This is a genomic window from Flavobacterium plurextorum (assembly GCF_024638035.1).
Classification (GTDB): Bacteria; Bacteroidota; Bacteroidia; order Flavobacteriales; family Flavobacteriaceae; genus Flavobacterium; species Flavobacterium plurextorum.
Window position 1 is genome coordinate 1 of the sequence record NZ_CP100442.1, and the last position, 17,600, is coordinate 17,600.

Genomic DNA, 17,600 nt, shown 5'->3' on the forward strand with positions numbered 1-17,600 from the left:
ATGACTAAAACTGCTCAATCGGTATGGGAAAACTGTTTGTCCTTTATAAAAGACAATATTCAAGATCAAGCTTATAAAACTTGGTTCGAACCAATCAAATCAGTTGAGCTAACCGACAACGCATTATATATTCAGGTACCAAGTAAATTTTTCTACGAATGGCTCGAAGAGCACTACGTAAAATTATTGAAAGTTGCGCTTACCAAAGAACTGGGAAAAAACGCAAAGTTACTGTATAAAATTAAAATGGAGAACACTTATGGAAATAAACAGCCGTTTACCGAGCAGCTGCCAAGTTCCAACAGAGTGCCAATGAAACCGCAAGAGGTTGATGCTCCGTTTAAAAACTTAAATCCAGAGCTTAAAAATCCATTTGTAATTCCAGGAATTAGAAATTTAAAAATTGAGTCTCAGTTAAATCCTAACTATAGTTTTGATAATTTCCTTGAAGGAGATTCAAATCGTTTAGCTCGTTCTGCCGGTATGGCTGTTGCCAACAAACCTGGAGGAACTTCATTTAATCCTTTATTGATTTTTGGAGGAGTTGGTTTAGGAAAAACACACTTAGCACATGCTATAGGTGTAGAAGTAAAAGATAAATATCCAGAAAAAACGGTTTTATATATTTCTGCCGAGATTTTCACACAACAATATATTGATTCGGTTAAAAAGAATAATCGTAATGATTTTATTCACTTTTACCAATTAATCGATGTTTTAATTATTGATGATGTTCAGTTCCTATCAGGAAAATCAGGAACTCAGGATGTATTTTTCCATATTTTCAACTATTTACATCAAAACGGAAAACAGGTAATTTTAACTTCTGACAAAGCTCCTGTTGATATGCAGGATATTGAACAGCGTTTATTATCTCGTTTTAAATGGGGATTATCTGCTGAATTGCATCAGCCTGATTACGAAACTCGTATCTCAATCTTAAAAAACATTTTATATCGTGATGGAGTTGAAATGCCAGAAGATATTATTGAATATGTCGCTCGTAACATTAAATCTAATGTTAGAGAATTAGAAGGCGCGATCATTTCGTTAATTGCCCAATCTTCTTTCAACAAAAAAGAAGTTACTATTGAACTGGCAAAAAGCGTTGTTGAGAAATTTGTTAAAAACGTTAAGAGAGAAATCTCTATCGATTATATTCAAAAAATTGTATCTGACTATTTTCAACTTGATATCGAAACTCTTCAATCTAAAACACGAAAGAGGCACGTTGTTCAAGCGAGGCAGCTGGCTATGTTTTTTGCAAAAAAATTCACTAAAGCTTCTTTGGCAAATATTGGTTCACAAATTGGAGACCGTGATCATGCCACTGTTTTACATGCCTGCAAAACCGTTGACAATTTAGTTTCTACAGACAAACAATTCAAAAAATTTGTCGAAGACATCAACAAAAAACTAACGCTATAAACGCGAATCATGCCAGTAAAAATTTTAATGGTTTGCTTAGGGAATATTTGCAGATCTCCTTTAGCCGAAGGAATATTAGCTTCAAAATTGCCTAATGATAAATTCATCGTTGATTCTGCTGGAACAGGATCATGGCATGTAGGCCACTCACCAGACAAACGGTCTATTGCTGTTGCTAAAAAAAACGGCTTACGTATTGACAATCAAAAAGGAAGACAATTTAAAACTTCAGATTTTGACGAATTTGATTACATCTATGCAATGGACAGCTCAAATTTACGTGACGTCCTTCATCTTGCCAAAACTCCTGAGCACAAAAACAAAGTTCATCTTATTCTAAATGAATTATTTCCAGATGAAAATGTAGATGTTCCAGATCCTTTTTACGGAGCTGTTAACGGATTTGACAGTGTCTATGAAATGTTGAATGAAGCATCAGAAATTATTGCCCAAAAACTCATCAAAAAGCATTCATAATATAATTTGTATTTTAGTTATTTATAAATAATTAAAATACATTTTTTGTTTTAAACTATAAAATATCACAAAATGAAACTTCTAGGAAAACTATATTTAATTCCAACTACAATGGGCGAAAGCGACCCTATGGCTGTTTTACCTCAAACAGTTAGAAGAAGTATCGAACTTATAGATCACTATATTGTCGAAAATGACAAAACTGCAAGAAAATCCATAAAAGCAGTTTATCCTGAAAAAAAACAATCAGAATTAGTTCTTTTTACCCTTAATAAACGTACTGAACCAAGCGAACATTTAGACTTCATAAAACCTTTATTAGAAGGAAAAAACATGGGTTTAATGAGCGAAGCAGGATGTCCTGGTGTTGCTGATCCTGGTGCTGTCATTGTAAAATTGGCACATGAAAAAGGAATTCAGGTTGTTCCATTGGTTGGTCCTTCTTCTATTTTATTAGCGATGATGGCTTCGGGAATGAACGGACAAAGTTTTACTTTCAATGGTTATTTGCCCATTGATAAAGACGAGAAAAAATCGGCATTAAAACATTTTGAGAAATTATCTCAGGATAAAAACCAATCGCAGATTTTTATTGAAACCCCTTACAGAAATAATAAATTGATCGAAGATCTTGTACAGATTTTAAATCCATCAACACATTTGTGTATTGCTGCAGATATTACTTTGCCAACAGAATTTATTAAAACAATGAAAATTTCTGATTGGAAAAAATTAAAAGTAGATTTACATAATCGACCGACGATTTTCATTATTCATAAAATGTAAGTTAACCTTAAAGTCATCGTAATGAAAAAGCTTTTAACCCTGATTTTGCTATGCTGCCTGCAGACTGTGTTTTCTCAAAACACTAAACAAGTTTCTAAAACAAAAGCTTCAGAAACAAAAAAAGCAGAACCTGTTATAGTTGAAGATAAAGATCTTTATTTCGATTCACATTTAATTATTGACGAAAACGTTCCGACGAATAGTGATAAGACAATTTACAATACTGCAGGAATAGACATTAAACCAATTTTTCCGGGAGGCTTTGAGAAATTCTATAAATTTGTAGAAAATAATTTCAAAAATCCTGATGAAGGTATTGACTTCAAAGGAAAAAAAATCTACGTAACTTTTATAGTTGAGCAAGATGGCGCATTAACTGATATCAAAATCCTTAGAGATGCAGGCTTCAATACAGGAGCTGAAGCAATTCGAGTTTTAAAAAAATGCCCTAAATGGTCTCCAGGAGAAAAAGACGGTAAAAAAGTCAGAGTTTTATATTCACTCCCAATAACTTTAAAATAGTTAAATTCAATCCGTTTTTTATATCACACTCAACAGTTTTCCCAAATCAAACTTTATCATGAGTAAACTTCCAAACGTAACCACAAGCATTTTCACGGTAATGTCAAAAATGGCATCCGAATATAATGCAATAAATCTTTCTCAGGGATTCCCAAATTTTCCTGTTGATGAAAGGTTGACAGATATAGTGGCAAGATTATCAAAGGAAAACGTGCATCAATACACACCAATGGCAGGTTATCCGCCATTGATGAACAAAATTGCAAAGCTGACTCAGAGTTCTTACAACAGAACGATTAATCCTGATTTAGAACTTTTGATTACTGCGGGTGCAACACAGGGAATTTTTACATCGATTTTGGCTTTGGTAAAAGAAAATGATGAAGTAATCATTCTTGATCCAAGTTATGATTCGTACGAATCACCTGTTTTACTATGTAACGCAAAACCTGTTCGTGTGGCGCTAAACGATAATTATACGCCAAATTGGAAAACAATCGAAAAAGCGTGTTCGGATAAAAGCCGAATGATTATCATCAATAATCCGCATAATCCGACAGGAAAAATATTAAACGAAGCTGATTTTGATCAATTAGAAAAAATACTTTCAAAATTTCCAGATCTTTTGGTTTTATCTGATGAAGTTTATGAATACATTACTTTTGAAGAAAAACATATTTCAGCACATACCAAAAATTTCCTTTTAGATCGTTGTATTATAGTTTCCTCTTTTGGAAAATCATTTCATATTACAGGTTGGAAAATTGGCTACACCATTGCTCCTGAACATTTAATAAAAGAAATCAAGAAAGTACATCAGTTTTTGGTTTTTAGTGTAAACAGCATTTCGCAAGCTGCGATCAGCGAATATTTAGACGTTGTTGATGTAAATTTACTTGGAAAATTCTACCAAGAAAAAAGAGATTATTTCCAAAAACTACTTCAAAACAGTCGTTTCGAATTGAGACCATGCGAAGGAACTTACTTTCAAGTCGCTTCTTATGCTGCCATTTCAGATGAAGATGATGTAACTTTCTGTAAAAATTTAATTATTAATCATGGTGTCGCTGCGATTCCTATTTCAACTTTCTACTCTGATCATAAAGATCAGAAATTAATACGTTTTTGCTTCGCTAAAGACAATTTCACTCTAGAAGCTGCCGCAAAAAAACTGTGCGAAATATAAAGTTTATCAAAATTTTACAACTTTATTATGCGTGCATCCTATTTTTTTAATTAATATTGTAAAAAAAGAAAAGTATGAGCTATACAGATAAAATGTTACGTGATGACGCTTTGAAAGGAAAAGTTATCGTTGTTACAGGCGGCGGAAGCGGCTTAGGAAAAGCTATGACAAAATATTTTCTAGAATTAGGCGCTCAAGTCGCGATAACTTCTAGAGATTTAGAAAAGTTAAAAACAACTGCAGCAGAGCTTGAAAGTGAAACCGGCGGAAAATGTTTACCTCTTCAATGTGATGTTCGTCATTATGAAGAAGTAGAAAATATGCTTCAGGAAACCTTAAAAGTTTTTGGAAAAGTAGACGTTCTTTTAAACAATGCTGCTGGAAATTTTATTTCTCCAACAGAACGTTTGTCTGCAAATGCATTTGATACTGTTATAGACATTGTACTTAAGGGTTCTAAAAACTGCACATTGGCTTTTGGAAAACACTGGATCGACACTAAACAAACATCGGCAACGATTTTAAATATTGTAACGACTTATGCTTGGACTGGTTCTGCATATGTTGTTCCAAGTGCTACTGCAAAAGCAGGAGTTTTGGCAATGACAAGAAGTCTTGCTGTGGAATGGGCAAAATACGGAATTCGCTCTAATGCTATTGCACCAGGACCATTCCCAACAAAAGGTGCATGGGACAGATTATTACCAGGAGATCTTGCCGAAAAGTTTGACATGGCTAAAAAAGTGCCTTTGAAACGAGTTGGAGATCACCAAGAATTAGCCAATTTGGCGGCTTATTTAGTATCTGATTTCTCCGCTTATGTAAATGGAGATGTTATCACAATCGACGGAGGCGAATGGCTGAAAGGTGCGGGACAATTCAATTTATTAGAAGCAATCCCTGAAGATCTTTGGGATCAGCTTGAGATGATGATAAAAGCAAAAAAGAATAAATAATTACAAGTGCTTACTAAATTCAGAATATTTTATCAAATCTATACTGATTGCACAAAATCCCGAAGGTTTTACTTTCGGGATTTTTATTTTTTTTACTATATGAATGATATTAGTTCAATCAAGTAAGATTTTGTTTAAATATCTGTCGGCTTAAATTTACTTACATTACTTATATGGTTAAATTGCATAATATGTTTAGAACATCACTTAAATTATTATTTTTGTCGAACAAATTATAATATAAATTTTATGCTCATTATTGGACTTGCAGGAGGAACAGGAAGTGGAAAAACAACAGTAGTACACCAAATCATGACCGAATTACCAGACACTGAAGTTGGTGTAATTTCTCAAGATTCGTATTACAAACAAACCGATAATTTATCTTTCGATGAAAGAGCATTAATTAATTTTGATCATCCAAGATCTATTGATTTCGAACTTTTAGTAAAACATCTAAAAGCTCTAAAATCAGGAGAAACTATTGATCAACCAGTTTATTCTTTCATACAGCACAACAGAACAGATGATACTGTGTCAACACATCCTAGAAAAGTAATGATCGTTGAAGGGATTTTAATTCTAACAAATCCAGAATTACGTGAACTTTGCGATATCAAAATTTTCGTTCATGCCGATTCTGATGAAAGATTAGTTCGTCGTTTAAAAAGAGATATTTCAGAAAGAGGACGTGATATCGACGAGGTTTTAAACCGTTATCAAAACACTTTAAAACCTATGCATGAGCAATTTATAGAACCTTCTAAAGCTTTTGCTGATATTATTATACCTAATGACAAATACAATACTGTAGCAATTGATGTAGTTCGCGCTGTAATTAATCAGAGAATTTCATAATTTTTATTGTAAATTTAAACCATTAAAAAATGATCTGATCCTGATGTAATCGGGATCAGTATAATAGGTAATTAAAAGTAAAATGAAAAATCCTTATAAAGACAAAAAATGGTTTAAACTCCTAGGCAATAAATATGTTTGGGTACTTCTCTTTTTTGTTATCTGGATGTTGTTTCTAGATAATTATTCCTATTTTGATCATCGTTTTTTAGACCAACAGATCAATGAACTGCAAGACAATAAAAAATACTATCAGGACGAAATAAAAAAAGATCAAGAACAGATTAAGCAGTTAAAAAATCCTGAACAAATAGAAAAATATGCTCGCGAAAAGTATTTTATGAAAAAAGACAGCGAAGATATTTACATCATTCAATTTGAAGGAGATACTATTCAAGATAAAGAATAATCAGAAAAAAGCAACTAATGGCTAATACACTATTCAACGATTTTAATCCGATTTCATCCAAACAATGGAAACAAAAAATTCAGTTTGAATTAGATGGAGCTGATTATAATGAAACGATGATTTGGAATTCGCCTGAAGATATTCAGGTAAAACCTTTTTATCATCATGACGAGTTCACAAAAGCAGCATCGGTTACAACTCAAGCTTCTAATTTTCAAATCTGTCAAAATATCTTTGTACATGATATCGAAAAATCGATTAAACGTGCAATTGATACAATCGAAAGAGGCGCAGAAAGTCTTCGTTTTACTATTCAAAACGAAAATACTGATGTTCAAAAATTACTAGAAAATCTTCCTTTAGAAAATAAAACTGTTTACTTCAATTTAAGTTTTATCTCAATCGATTTCGTAAAATTATTAAACGCAATTTCTGTTGAGAAAAAAGCTGTTTTTTATTGTAATTTAGATCCTATCGGACAATTGGCCCGTGACGGAAATTGGTTTACAACTTCAGATAAAAATAATTTTGAAACACTTGAAAAAATTTCAAACGAGGCAAAAGATCTTTCATTGCTAAGTATTGATTCAGGTTTATACCAAAATGCAGGAGCAAATATTACGCAGCAAATTGCATATAGTTTAGCACACGCGAATGAATATTTAAATCGTTTACCAAGTATTACAAAACCAATAGTTTTTCAAGTTTCGGTTGGAACAAATTATTTTTTTGAAATTGCGAAACTTCGAGCTTTACGAATGCTTTTTAAATTAATTGCAGCTGAATACAGTTCTAATTTAGATTGTCATTTATTGGTTACACCAACGAAACGGAATAAAACTATTTACGATTATAATGTCAATATGCTTCGCACTACAACCGAATGCATGTCGGCAATCCTAGGCGGCGCAGATGCTGTTGCTAATTTACCTTATGATTCTTTGTACCATAAAGACAATGAATTTGGTGACCGAATAGCCCGCAATCAGCTTTTAGTTTTAAAACACGAAAGCTATTTTGACAAAGTAGATAATCCTGCTGACGGAAGCTATTATATTGAAAGTCTAACGATGCAGCTGGCTGAAAAAAGTTTAGCGCTTTTTAAAGATATTGAGGCTAATGGAGGCTTCTTAAAACTTCTAAACGACGGAACTATCAAAAAGAAAATTCAGGAAAGTGCCGCTAAGGAACAAGAACTATTCGACTCGAAAAAGGAAGTTTTATTAGGCACAAATAAATACCCTAATAAAGAGGACAAAATGAAGCATGATTTAGAATTGTTTCCTTTTGTAAAAATCAAGCCTAGAAAAACATTAATTACACCTATTATAGAAAAAAGATTAGCAGAAAAGCTGGAACAGGAAAGGCTTGAGGTTGAATAAATTTCTTTATCTGTAATTAATAAAACAATATAACGAAGCGTCTCCATGATAAGAAAAGACCTTAAACATATTAAATTAGATGTTAAAAGTGAGAAGTTAGACGAGCTAACGCGTAACTCTCAACCTATAACTCCTAACTTCACAACAGCCGAAGGAATCGAACTCAAAAAAAACTATTCTGAAAAAGAAATAGAAGATTTAGAGTTTCTTGACTTTGGAGCTGGTTTTGCACCTAATTTACGCGGACCATACGCTACGATGTATGTTCGTCGTCCTTGGACAATTCGTCAATACGCTGGATTTTCAACTGCAGAAGAAAGTAATGCTTTTTACAGAAGAAATCTTGCCGCAGGTCAAAAAGGGCTTTCAATTGCTTTTGATTTACCTACTCATCGTGGTTACGATTCAGATCACGAACGTGTTGTTGGAGATGTTGGAAAAGCAGGCGTTGCCATCGATTCTGTTGAAGATATGAAAGTATTATTCGATCAAATTCCGCTTGATGAAATGTCAGTTTCAATGACCATGAATGGTGCTGTTTTGCCTATTATGGCATTTTATATTGTTGCTGCTGAAGAACAAGGTGTTGAACTAAATAAACTTTCAGGAACTATTCAAAATGATATTTTGAAGGAATTCATGGTTCGTAACACTTATATATATCCACCGGCGCCATCCATGAAAATTATTGCTGATATTTTTGAGTTTACGAGCAAAAAAATGCCTAAATTCAATTCTATCTCTATTTCAGGATATCATATGCAAGAAGCTGGAGCAACGGCAGATATTGAATTAGCTTACACTTTAGCAGATGGATTAGAATATATTAGAACGGGGTTATCAACTGGAATGACGATTGATGAATTTGCTCCCCGCCTTTCTTTCTTTTGGGCGATTGGAATGAATCATTTTATGGAAATTGCAAAAATGAGAGCGGGTCGAATGATTTGGGCAAAACTGCTTCAACAGTTTAACCCGAAAAGCGACAAATCATTAGCATTAAGAACACATTGCCAAACCAGCGGATGGAGCTTAACGGAACAAGATCCTTTTAATAATGTAGCGAGAACTTGTATTGAAGCAACAGCAGCTGCGTTTGGAGGCACACAGTCTTTACACACAAATGCACTTGATGAAGCGATCGCATTACCCACCGACTTTTCGGCTAGAATTGCTCGCAATACGCAAATATATTTACAAGAAGAAACAAAAATAACCAAAACTGTAGATCCTTGGGGCGGCAGTTATTATGTAGAATCGCTTACAAATGAAATTTTAGAAAGTACTTGGAAACTGATTGAAGAAGTTGAAGAACTGGGCGGAATGACAAAAGCGATCGAAGCTGGAATTCCAAAATTAAGAATTGAAGAAGCAGCTGCTAGAAAACAAGCTAGAATCGACAGCGGTCAAGACATAATAGTTGGTGTTAATAAATTTAGATTAGATAAAGAAGATCCTTTACATATTTTGGATGTTGACAACCAAATGGTTCGTAAACAACAAATTGAACGACTTACTGAAATAAAAGAAAAAAGAGATTCACAAAAAGTAAATCAATCACTTGAAAAATTAACGCATTGCGCAAGAACCAAAGAAGGCAACTTATTAGAAATTGCCATCGAAGCTGCCAGAAATAGAGCTACTTTAGGCGAAATAAGTGATGCTCTTGAAAGTGTTTTTGGAAGGTTTAAAGCGCAAATTAAATCATTTAGCGGTGTGTATAGTGCAGCAATAAAGAATGACGAAAATTTCGAAAAAGCGAAACAGCTTGCTGATGCTTTTGCGAAGCAAGAAGGAAGACGTCCAAGAATTATGATTGCCAAAATGGGACAGGACGGTCATGACCGAGGTGCAAAAGTAGTTGCAACAGGTTATGCAGATGTAGGTTTTGATGTTGATATAGGACCTTTATTTCAAACTCCAGCGGAAGCTGCTAAACAAGCTGTTGAAAATGATGTTCATATATTAGGTGTTTCTTCTCTTGCTGCGGGTCATAAAACATTGGTTCCGCAAGTTATTGAAGAGCTTAAAAAACACGATCGTGAAGACATTATGGTAATTGTTGGCGGAGTAATTCCTGCACAAGATTATCAATTTTTGTTTGATGCAGGTGCCGCAGCAATATTTGGTCCCGGAACCAAAATAAGTGAAGCTGCCATTAAAATTCTAGAAATACTAATTGACTAGATTATAAAAAAAATATCCCGATTGCTCGGGATATTTTTTTTTAATGTTAATCGTTTATTGTTGCATTACTATCTGCTTCAATAAAAGAAAGATCATAGCCGCCAAAATCACGCATGTAACTTTTTAATGAAGTTCCAAAAGCATCTCTAAAATGTCTATTGCCATTATTTTTAAAAAAGTTTTTTACTGATCCAGCACCACCTAAATGCGCTGCCGCTAAAATACCTGATTCGGTAATTTGAATACCACTAACAACTTTTCCTTCATACTTTTCAATTTCATTACGCAAAATCCATTTGTTTTTAGATAATAATGCTAGAAAAGCTTTTTCCTGTAAGGCAGGATCTTTTAGAAATTCTTTTTCATTGCTGACTCCGATAGCACGTAATGCTTTAGAACCAAATTGATATTTTCCCATATATCCTAGAGAATTTACCATTCGGTATTTTCCTTGAGACTCTTTAAAAGCAACTGCTTCTTTAAAACCAATAAGACGATTTCCTGTATATGGGACGTTTAGACTAATTTTAGGATAATCATCCTTTTCTGTTGATGGAAATATATACTCAGATCCATCTGTTTTTTCTGTTAAAAACCAAGGTTTGGTTTCCAAAGTAAAGGGTTTAAAACCCAAACTTAAAAATGTAATAATAACGATCAAACTCGCATAAAAATACCACTTCTTTATCATAAATTGTTTTTCTTCAAAACGCTGTCACCTTTTTGAAATTTCTACGCTGCAAAGATAACGAATATTAAACAATGCTGCAAATCAGTACTTTACGAGTTTTTAAGATTTTTAAAATTTAGTCTAAACCCTTTAATCACGCATTATTAGAGCTTATTTTTTCAAAATGAATAAGACTTAAAAAAGGGGAAAAACTAATTCAATAAAACGTCATTTTTATCAAATTTTTATCAAATTTGTTAAAATAGACAGATTAAACTTACCATTTTATATAGTTTTTAACGTGAATAAAAACTTCAATTATAAAAATCGAGAAAAAATTATAGAGAAAAAATAAGATTTTCATCAGATAAATTTCAATTCTTGAAAAAACTATTTCAAATCTAATTTTAATGCTGTTTGCATCTAAATTTTACTAAAATTGTAATTTTAAAATAAGAAACTAATAATTCTGCATTTTAAACTCAAAAAACTTTAAATTGAAAAATTAGTTCTATTCAAAACATAAAAAAACCGAAGTAAAAACTTCGGTTTAATATCTTACATTTTATCAAAAAAAGTATTGTACTTATTTATCTGGTTACACCTTGACTTGCAATCCAGTCCGAATATTTTTTTGCGTTTACGTTATGTTCTGCTAAAGTTGAAGCAAATTCATGATAACCAAAACGATCGACACTAGCACAGAAATAAATGTAATCGTTTTTCTCAGGGTTCAAAACAGCTTCTAATGCTGTTATATCTGCCATTGCAATAGGTCCTGGAGGAAGTCCAGTATTTACATAAGTATTGTAAGGTGACTTCATAACCAAGTCATTATAAAAAACTCTTTTGATTACTTGATCAAAATTATTATCTCGCAGTTTTAAAGCATAAATAACTGTAGGGTCTGCTTGTAATGGCATATCTAAACGTAATCTATTTAAATAAACACCCGCAATACGTGGACGCTCATCTTTTTTAACTGATTCTTTGTGAACTATAGATGCTAAAATAGATACTTGAACTGGAGTTAAACCTTGTTTTTTAGCTTGTTCAATTCTTTCAGGAGTCCAAAAATTATGATATTCTTTAATCATTTTATCACGGAACTTTTCTGCAGATGTATTCCAGTATACTTCATATGTATTTGGAATAAACATAGCAAAAACATTATCCTCGTTGAATCCGTTTGCTGCTAGAAAAGTAGAGTCTTTAAATGCTTTCATTAAAGACAAACTATCTGCTTCAATTTCAGAGCCAACTCTTCCAGCAAAATTCTCTAAACGTTCTTGATTATTAAAAGCCAATTTTACAGGAACATTTGAACGCATAGCACGAACTAAGTCAATATTGTTCATGTCTTTTTTAAGAAGAAAACGTCCAGATTTTACATTCTCTGGGTAACTTCTTTTGTTTGCCACCATTTCAAAATTATCAAAGTTTTTGATATAGGGTTCTAATATCTTTTTTACATCAGTATAGTTTGCGCCAGTTGGAACGTAAACATAAACCTCTTTTTCTTGAAATTTTGTATTGGCGCTGAATATTTGGCTAATTAATATAAAACCGTAAACTATTAAAACAGAAATTACGGCTACAGCAGTTATTGTAATGATTTTCTTTAGATTCAAAGCTATAAATTTAAATGTTCTTTATTAATTAATTGAAAAATTGCTTCGTCATAATAGTGACTGTTTAACAAAATCCAATCTTTTTTAATTCCAATTTTCTCAAAACCAAATTTAGTAAAAAGAGCTATACTTGCGTCATTACTTGTACTAATATTTGCATAAAGCTGATGCAGATTCAAATTAAAAAAAGAATAATGAATCAGCAGTTCTAATGCCTCAGAACCAATGTTTTTACTTCTATTTTCATTTTTTTGAATCACAATACCTACTCCTGCTCTATTATTTTTTGGATCAAAATCGAATATATCGATCAAACCAATTGCTGGAAAATCTTCATCCTGACAAATTGCAAGACGCAATTGCTTTGCTTCATAAATATCTTGCTGAGCATTCTCGAGATATTGGCGAATTAAAAAACGACTATAAGGTGTATGGGTATTGCTGACTTCCCAGATACTCTGATCATTTTCCATAGCATATACAAACTCTAAATCATTAGGTTCTAATGCGCGCAGATAAATTGTATCGCCTTTGAGTGTAATCATTATAAGTTTTAGATTTCGATTGTTCCTTTAAAAACAAATTTTGCAGGTCCAGTTAAAAAAACATTTGTAAAATGCTCCCCTAGTTTATCAAAAGAAACATTTAATTTTCCTCCTTCAACATTTAAATCAATCGAAGTTTTATCAGTCTGACCAGTGGCATTCATTGCAATTGCAACTGCGGTGGCTCCAGTTCCACAGGCCAAAGTTTCGTCTTCAACTCCTCTTTCATAGGTACGAAGTGAAAAAGTTTGATCGTCAACTTTTTTTACAAAATTAACGTTGCTTCCTTTTTCTCCGTACAATTCTCCATAACGAATTGCTGCTCCGTTTTCTTTCACATTATAATGCTCTAAATCATCAACTAACTGAACATGATGTGGCGATCCTGTGTTTAAAAAAGTATAGGAATCGTTTTTTTTCACTTCATCAACATCAATCATTTGCAATGAAACAATTGCATCATTATTTACTGATGCATGGTGCAAACCGTCTGTTGCTATAAAGGTTGTTTTGTTATCTATTACTCCCAGTTGATTTGCAAAAGCTACTAGACAGCGTCCTCCATTTCCACACATTGAACTTTGGTTTCCATCAGAATTATAATAAACCATTCTGAAGTCAGTTTCTTGATCATTTTCTAACAAAATAAGACCGTCAGCTCCAATACCAAAACGTCTGTCGCATAAGCGTTCAATCAATTTTACATCGTCTTTTGGGAAAAAATTTGTACGATTATCAATCATGACAAAATCATTGCCAGTTCCTTGATATTTATAGAATTCTATTTGCATTTTTTAGTCATTAAGTAATACAAAAGTACGAACTAATAATTAATGAAATGTTAATCATTGTTAAAGAGCGTTAAACCACTTTACAAAATATTTTTTTGCTTTATTTTTACATTAAATAACTTAAACAAAATTGTAATTATGAAAAGATTTTCGTCCTTATTTTTAGTGTCACTTTTAAGTGGTGCTATTACCCTTGGAGCTTACAAGTTATTATTTGAGAGTAACAATTCTTTTTTTGGAAAAGGAAACTCTGTTGTTACACTTGCGCCCAATTCATTAGGAAAAAATGTCGCGCTCTCTGCTGAAACTGTAGATTTTACAGAAGCTGCGGACAAAACAATTCATACCGTTGTTCACGTTAAAAATGTCAGCAGGCGAACTGTAAGTAATCCTATGCTTGAATTTTTCTATGGTTATGGAGGGCAACAGCAGCAGGAACAAGTAGGAACAGGATCTGGTGTTATTATTTCTGAAGACGGCTACATTGTCACAAACAATCACGTTATTAAGAATGCTACTGAAATTGAAATAACATTGAACAATAAAAAGTCTTATAAAGCAAAACTTATTGGTACGGATTCTAAAATGGATATCGCACTTTTAAAAATTAATGCTGACGAAAAATTACCTTATACTCCTTTTGCAAATTCTGACAGTGTAAAAGTTGGCGAATGGGTTTTGGCAGTAGGAAATCCGTATAACTTGACCTCGACTGTAACTGCAGGAATTGTTTCGGCGAAAGCTAGAAATTTAGACCAAAGCGGTATTCAGTCCTTTATTCAAACCGATGCAGCAGTGAATCCAGGAAACAGCGGCGGGGCATTGGTAAACACAAGAGGTGAATTAATTGGAATTAATACTATGATTTCGTCGACAACAGGATCTTATGTAGGATATTCGTTTGCGGTTCCTTCTAATATTGCTCGAAAAATTATTGAGGATATAATGGAATTTGGAAATGTTCAAAGAGGGATTTTAGGCGTTGAAGGTGGAGAACTGAATAGTGCTGTGGCTAAAGAATTGGGAGTTAATGAAACTCAAGGTTTTTATATTAGTAAGGTTTCTAAAAATTCTGGAGCCGAAAAAGCAGGTCTTGGCAAAGGAGACATTATTATAAAACTTGATGAACAAAATATTTCAACTTATGCTGATCTATCAGGCTATATTAATACTAAACGTCCAAGTGATGTTATTAAAGTTACCTATATCAGAGAAGGAAAAACTAAAACTGTTCCCGTTACTTTAAGTAAAAATGAATTTTTTAGTACCGAATATAAAGGTATGGAATTAGAAAATATTGATGTTTCAGACAAAAAGAAATTCAGAATTGATTATGGTGTAAAGATTAAAAATATTACAAACGAGAATTTAATGCAGTACCAAAACGAGCTGCAGGGTAATATCATTTTAAGTATAGACAATGTAAAAGCAACAAATGTTGAAACTGTCTCTAAACTTTTGAATAAAAAAGACGAGGGACAAAGTGTAAGAATTGAAATGATAAACAAAAATGGTGAGATTTTTAGAATCATAATCTAAGTCTCAGTTAACAAAAATCACATTACTAAAAGCCATCTTAAATAATTAAGATGGCTTTTTTTTATTTAATGAAAAGAAAAAGCTATTATATTAATTTCAAAAATAAATGCTAAAATAGTTTACGAAATCGATTGAAATGGATACTTTTGCGCAAAATTTTAAAATAGTGAGCATTTTATTTTTTTAATTTAATCAATTATGAGCAAAAAATCTTTGTACCAAAAAGAGGTATCATTACAAGTCGACCGAAGAAGAGCTGGTGTCGAATTAATCAAAGTAATAAGTGATTTATGGTACGACAAATCCATTGAAATGGTTTTATTCAAAAACCAATTACTGGATAAAAATGTCAGTGACATTATCAATCTTCATCAATATGCAGGTGAATTTGTAGGCAAGCCGATCACAATTTTTGATTCGGTAGAAATCGCAAAAGTTGTTTTATCATTAGATCTTCCACCAGCAAAGATAGATCTTGGTAAACTTACCTATGAATATCGTTTAGAAGATGAAAAATATCCTGATGCAAGATATTTTGTTATCGAAAAATTAAAAAAGGCTAAATCATCAAAAGAAATTCAGCCTAAAGATGTTGTTCTATACGGATTTGGAAGAATCGGACGTTTATTAGCGAGAGAATTAATGTCTAAAACAGGAAAAGGAAACCAATTGCGACTAAGAGCAATTGTTACTCGTGATAAGAATGACGCATCAAGTTTAGAGAAGCGAGCTTCTTTACTTCGATACGATTCAATTCATGGTGATTTTCAAGGTTCCGTAATTGCTGATCCAAAAAATAATGCATTAATAATCAATGGAACTACAGTTCATATTATTACAGCTAATTCTCCTGAAGAAATTGATTATACTCAATACGGAATTAATGATGCTTTGGTAATTGATAATACTGGAGCGTTCACAACTGAAGAGGCTTTAAAAAGACATCTAACTTCTAATGGAGCAAATAAAGTTTTACTTACTGCGCCAGGAAAGGGAGTTCCAAACATTGTACATGGTGTGAATCATAATGAATATAATCCAGATGAAAATAATATTTTCTCTGCGGCTTCATGTACTACAAATGCAATTACACCAATTTTAAAAGTTGTTGAAGAAACTTTAGGTGTAGTAAAAGGTCATTTAGAAACTATTCACGCTTATACAAATGATCAGAATTTAGTTGATAACATGCATCGAAAATACCGTCGCGGCAGAGCTGCTGCGCTAAACATGGTAATTACCGAAACAGGTGCAGGAAGCGCAGTTGCTAAAGCTTTACCATCTTTAGAAGGAAAATTAACTTCAAATGCTATTCGCGTTCCTGTTCCTAATGGATCACTTGTAGTTTTAAATTTAGAGGTTAAAAAAGCCACTTCAATTGCTGCGATTAATAAAATCATGAAGAAATATGCACTTGAAGGAGAATTAGTTGAGCAAATAAAATATTCTTTGAATAATGAATTAGTTTCATCTGATATTGTTGGAACTTCTGCTCCTTCAATATATGACAGTAACGCAACTATTGTATCAAAAGACGGCAAAAACATCGTATTATATATCTGGTACGATAACGAATACGGCTATAGCCATCAGGTAATTCGTCTTGCAAAATATATAGCAAAAGTAAGACGATTTACTTACTATTAACTAAACCTAACCAAAACCAAATTTTCTAAAAACCATCAAGTTCTCTTGGTGGTTTTTTCTTTTTAAACTGGTAAAACTGTAGTGCTTTTGACTTCAGAAATAACAAAAACAGTATTTATCAGAGATACTTCCGGCAAGATAGAAAGTTTTTTTTGATGAAAATGATGATAGCTTTCCATATCTGGAATTATAATCTTTAGCATATAATCAAAATTTCCAGATACATAATTGCATTCCACCACTTCTGGCAGATTCAAAATTGATTGATTAAAACCTTCAGATGTATCATAAGTCTGTTTAGTGAGTGTCACTTGACAATAAACAGTCAAATTATTCCCCAGTTTTTTCTTATCTAATATAGTTACATATTTCTCTATAATTCCATCTTTCTCAAGTCGTTTCACTCGATCATGAACAGGCGTTAAAGACAAATTTATTTTGTTTGCAATATCTTTTAAAGTGTAATGTGCATCTACTTGTAAAAGACGTAAGATTTTTTTGTCTATTTCATCTAAAGCCATAACGAAAACGTTGTATTAAAATTTATGAAATTTAGTTTTTTTTTCTCTTTGAAGATTTAATCTAT

At 32.5% G+C, this 17,600-nt stretch carries 17 protein-coding genes; 12 read left to right on the top strand and 5 right to left on the bottom strand.

Features of this window, described 5'->3' with window-relative positions; all coding sequences use genetic code 11:
- From dnaA to scpA, 10 genes are all read left to right on the top strand, one after another.
- A complete protein-coding gene (gene dnaA / locus NLG42_RS00005) occupies nt 1-1,428 on the top strand; it encodes a chromosomal replication initiator protein DnaA (protein WP_065451227.1) in 1,428 nt (475 codons plus the stop codon).
- A gap of 9 nt (nt 1,429-1,437) precedes the next feature.
- Nucleotides 1,438-1,905 carry a low molecular weight protein-tyrosine-phosphatase gene (locus tag NLG42_RS00010; RefSeq protein WP_089059438.1) on the top strand — a complete coding sequence of 156 codons (468 nt, stop codon included), beginning with the start codon at nt 1,438-1,440 and terminating at the stop codon, nt 1,903-1,905.
- A gap of 72 nt (nt 1,906-1,977) precedes the next feature.
- Nucleotides 1,978-2,691 (top strand): SAM-dependent methyltransferase, encoded by a 714-nt coding sequence (locus NLG42_RS00015; RefSeq protein WP_257682672.1) that lies wholly within the window; start codon nt 1,978-1,980, stop codon nt 2,689-2,691.
- A 21-nt stretch (nt 2,692-2,712) separates the two neighbouring features.
- Nucleotides 2,713-3,213, top strand: a complete 501-nt coding sequence (locus tag NLG42_RS00020) for an energy transducer TonB (RefSeq protein WP_257682673.1) — start codon at nt 2,713-2,715, stop codon at nt 3,211-3,213.
- 58 nt (nt 3,214-3,271) lie between these two features.
- The gene (locus tag NLG42_RS00025) at nt 3,272-4,399 is read left to right on the top strand and encodes a methionine aminotransferase (RefSeq protein ID WP_257682674.1); all 1,128 of its coding nucleotides are present in this window, start codon (nt 3,272-3,274) and stop codon (nt 4,397-4,399) included.
- Nucleotides 4,400-4,473: 74 nt separating this feature from the next.
- A complete protein-coding gene (locus tag NLG42_RS00030) occupies nt 4,474-5,355 on the top strand; it encodes an SDR family oxidoreductase (protein ID WP_257682675.1) in 882 nt (293 codons plus the stop codon).
- A 249-nt stretch (nt 5,356-5,604) separates the two neighbouring features.
- Entirely contained in the window at nt 5,605-6,213 is a 609-nt protein-coding gene (udk, locus tag NLG42_RS00035; protein WP_089052866.1) for a uridine kinase, read from the top strand.
- A gap of 82 nt (nt 6,214-6,295) precedes the next feature.
- Nucleotides 6,296-6,622 carry an FtsB family cell division protein gene (locus NLG42_RS00040; RefSeq protein WP_099719538.1) on the top strand — a complete coding sequence of 109 codons (327 nt, stop codon included), beginning with the start codon at nt 6,296-6,298 and terminating at the stop codon, nt 6,620-6,622.
- A gap of 17 nt (nt 6,623-6,639) precedes the next feature.
- Nucleotides 6,640-8,004 carry a methylmalonyl-CoA mutase subunit beta gene (locus NLG42_RS00045; protein ID WP_257682676.1) on the top strand — a complete coding sequence of 455 codons (1,365 nt, stop codon included), beginning with the start codon at nt 6,640-6,642 and terminating at the stop codon, nt 8,002-8,004.
- A 45-nt stretch (nt 8,005-8,049) separates the two neighbouring features.
- Nucleotides 8,050-10,191, top strand: coding sequence for a methylmalonyl-CoA mutase (scpA, locus tag NLG42_RS00050; protein ID WP_257682677.1), 2,142 nt, complete (start codon nt 8,050-8,052; stop codon nt 10,189-10,191).
- 46 nt (nt 10,192-10,237) lie between these two features.
- Here scpA and NLG42_RS00055 read toward each other — a convergent pair whose 3' ends face one another.
- From NLG42_RS00055 to dapF, 4 genes are all read right to left on the bottom strand, one after another.
- Nucleotides 10,238-10,882 (bottom strand): peptidoglycan-binding protein LysM, encoded by a 645-nt coding sequence (locus tag NLG42_RS00055; protein ID WP_089059432.1) that lies wholly within the window; start codon nt 10,880-10,882, stop codon nt 10,238-10,240.
- 569 nt (nt 10,883-11,451) lie between these two features.
- Nucleotides 11,452-12,492 (bottom strand): endolytic transglycosylase MltG, encoded by a 1,041-nt coding sequence (gene mltG, locus NLG42_RS00060; protein WP_089058509.1) that lies wholly within the window; start codon nt 12,490-12,492, stop codon nt 11,452-11,454.
- 2 nt (nt 12,493-12,494) lie between these two features.
- Nucleotides 12,495-13,037, bottom strand: a complete 543-nt coding sequence (locus NLG42_RS00065) for a GNAT family N-acetyltransferase (RefSeq protein ID WP_089058508.1) — start codon at nt 13,035-13,037, stop codon at nt 12,495-12,497.
- Nucleotides 13,038-13,045: 8 nt separating this feature from the next.
- Nucleotides 13,046-13,828 carry a diaminopimelate epimerase gene (gene dapF, locus NLG42_RS00070; RefSeq protein ID WP_089058507.1) on the bottom strand — a complete coding sequence of 261 codons (783 nt, stop codon included), beginning with the start codon at nt 13,826-13,828 and terminating at the stop codon, nt 13,046-13,048.
- Between the two features lie 138 nt (nt 13,829-13,966).
- Here dapF and NLG42_RS00075 point away from each other — a divergent pair, with 138 nt between their 5' ends.
- Together NLG42_RS00075 and NLG42_RS00080 are read left to right on the top strand one after the other, a co-directional pair.
- Nucleotides 13,967-15,367 (top strand): Do family serine endopeptidase, encoded by a 1,401-nt coding sequence (locus NLG42_RS00075; protein ID WP_089058506.1) that lies wholly within the window; start codon nt 13,967-13,969, stop codon nt 15,365-15,367.
- Nucleotides 15,368-15,565: 198 nt separating this feature from the next.
- Nucleotides 15,566-17,014, top strand: a complete 1,449-nt coding sequence (locus NLG42_RS00080; protein ID WP_099719544.1) for a glyceraldehyde-3-phosphate dehydrogenase — start codon at nt 15,566-15,568, stop codon at nt 17,012-17,014.
- Nucleotides 17,015-17,076: 62 nt separating this feature from the next.
- On the opposite strand, the gene NLG42_RS00085 is transcribed toward NLG42_RS00080, so the two are convergent.
- On the bottom strand, nt 17,077-17,535 hold the full coding sequence (locus NLG42_RS00085) for an Lrp/AsnC family transcriptional regulator (RefSeq protein WP_089052857.1): 459 nt from the start codon (nt 17,533-17,535) through the stop codon (nt 17,077-17,079).
- Nucleotides 17,536-17,600 lie beyond the last annotated feature (65 nt).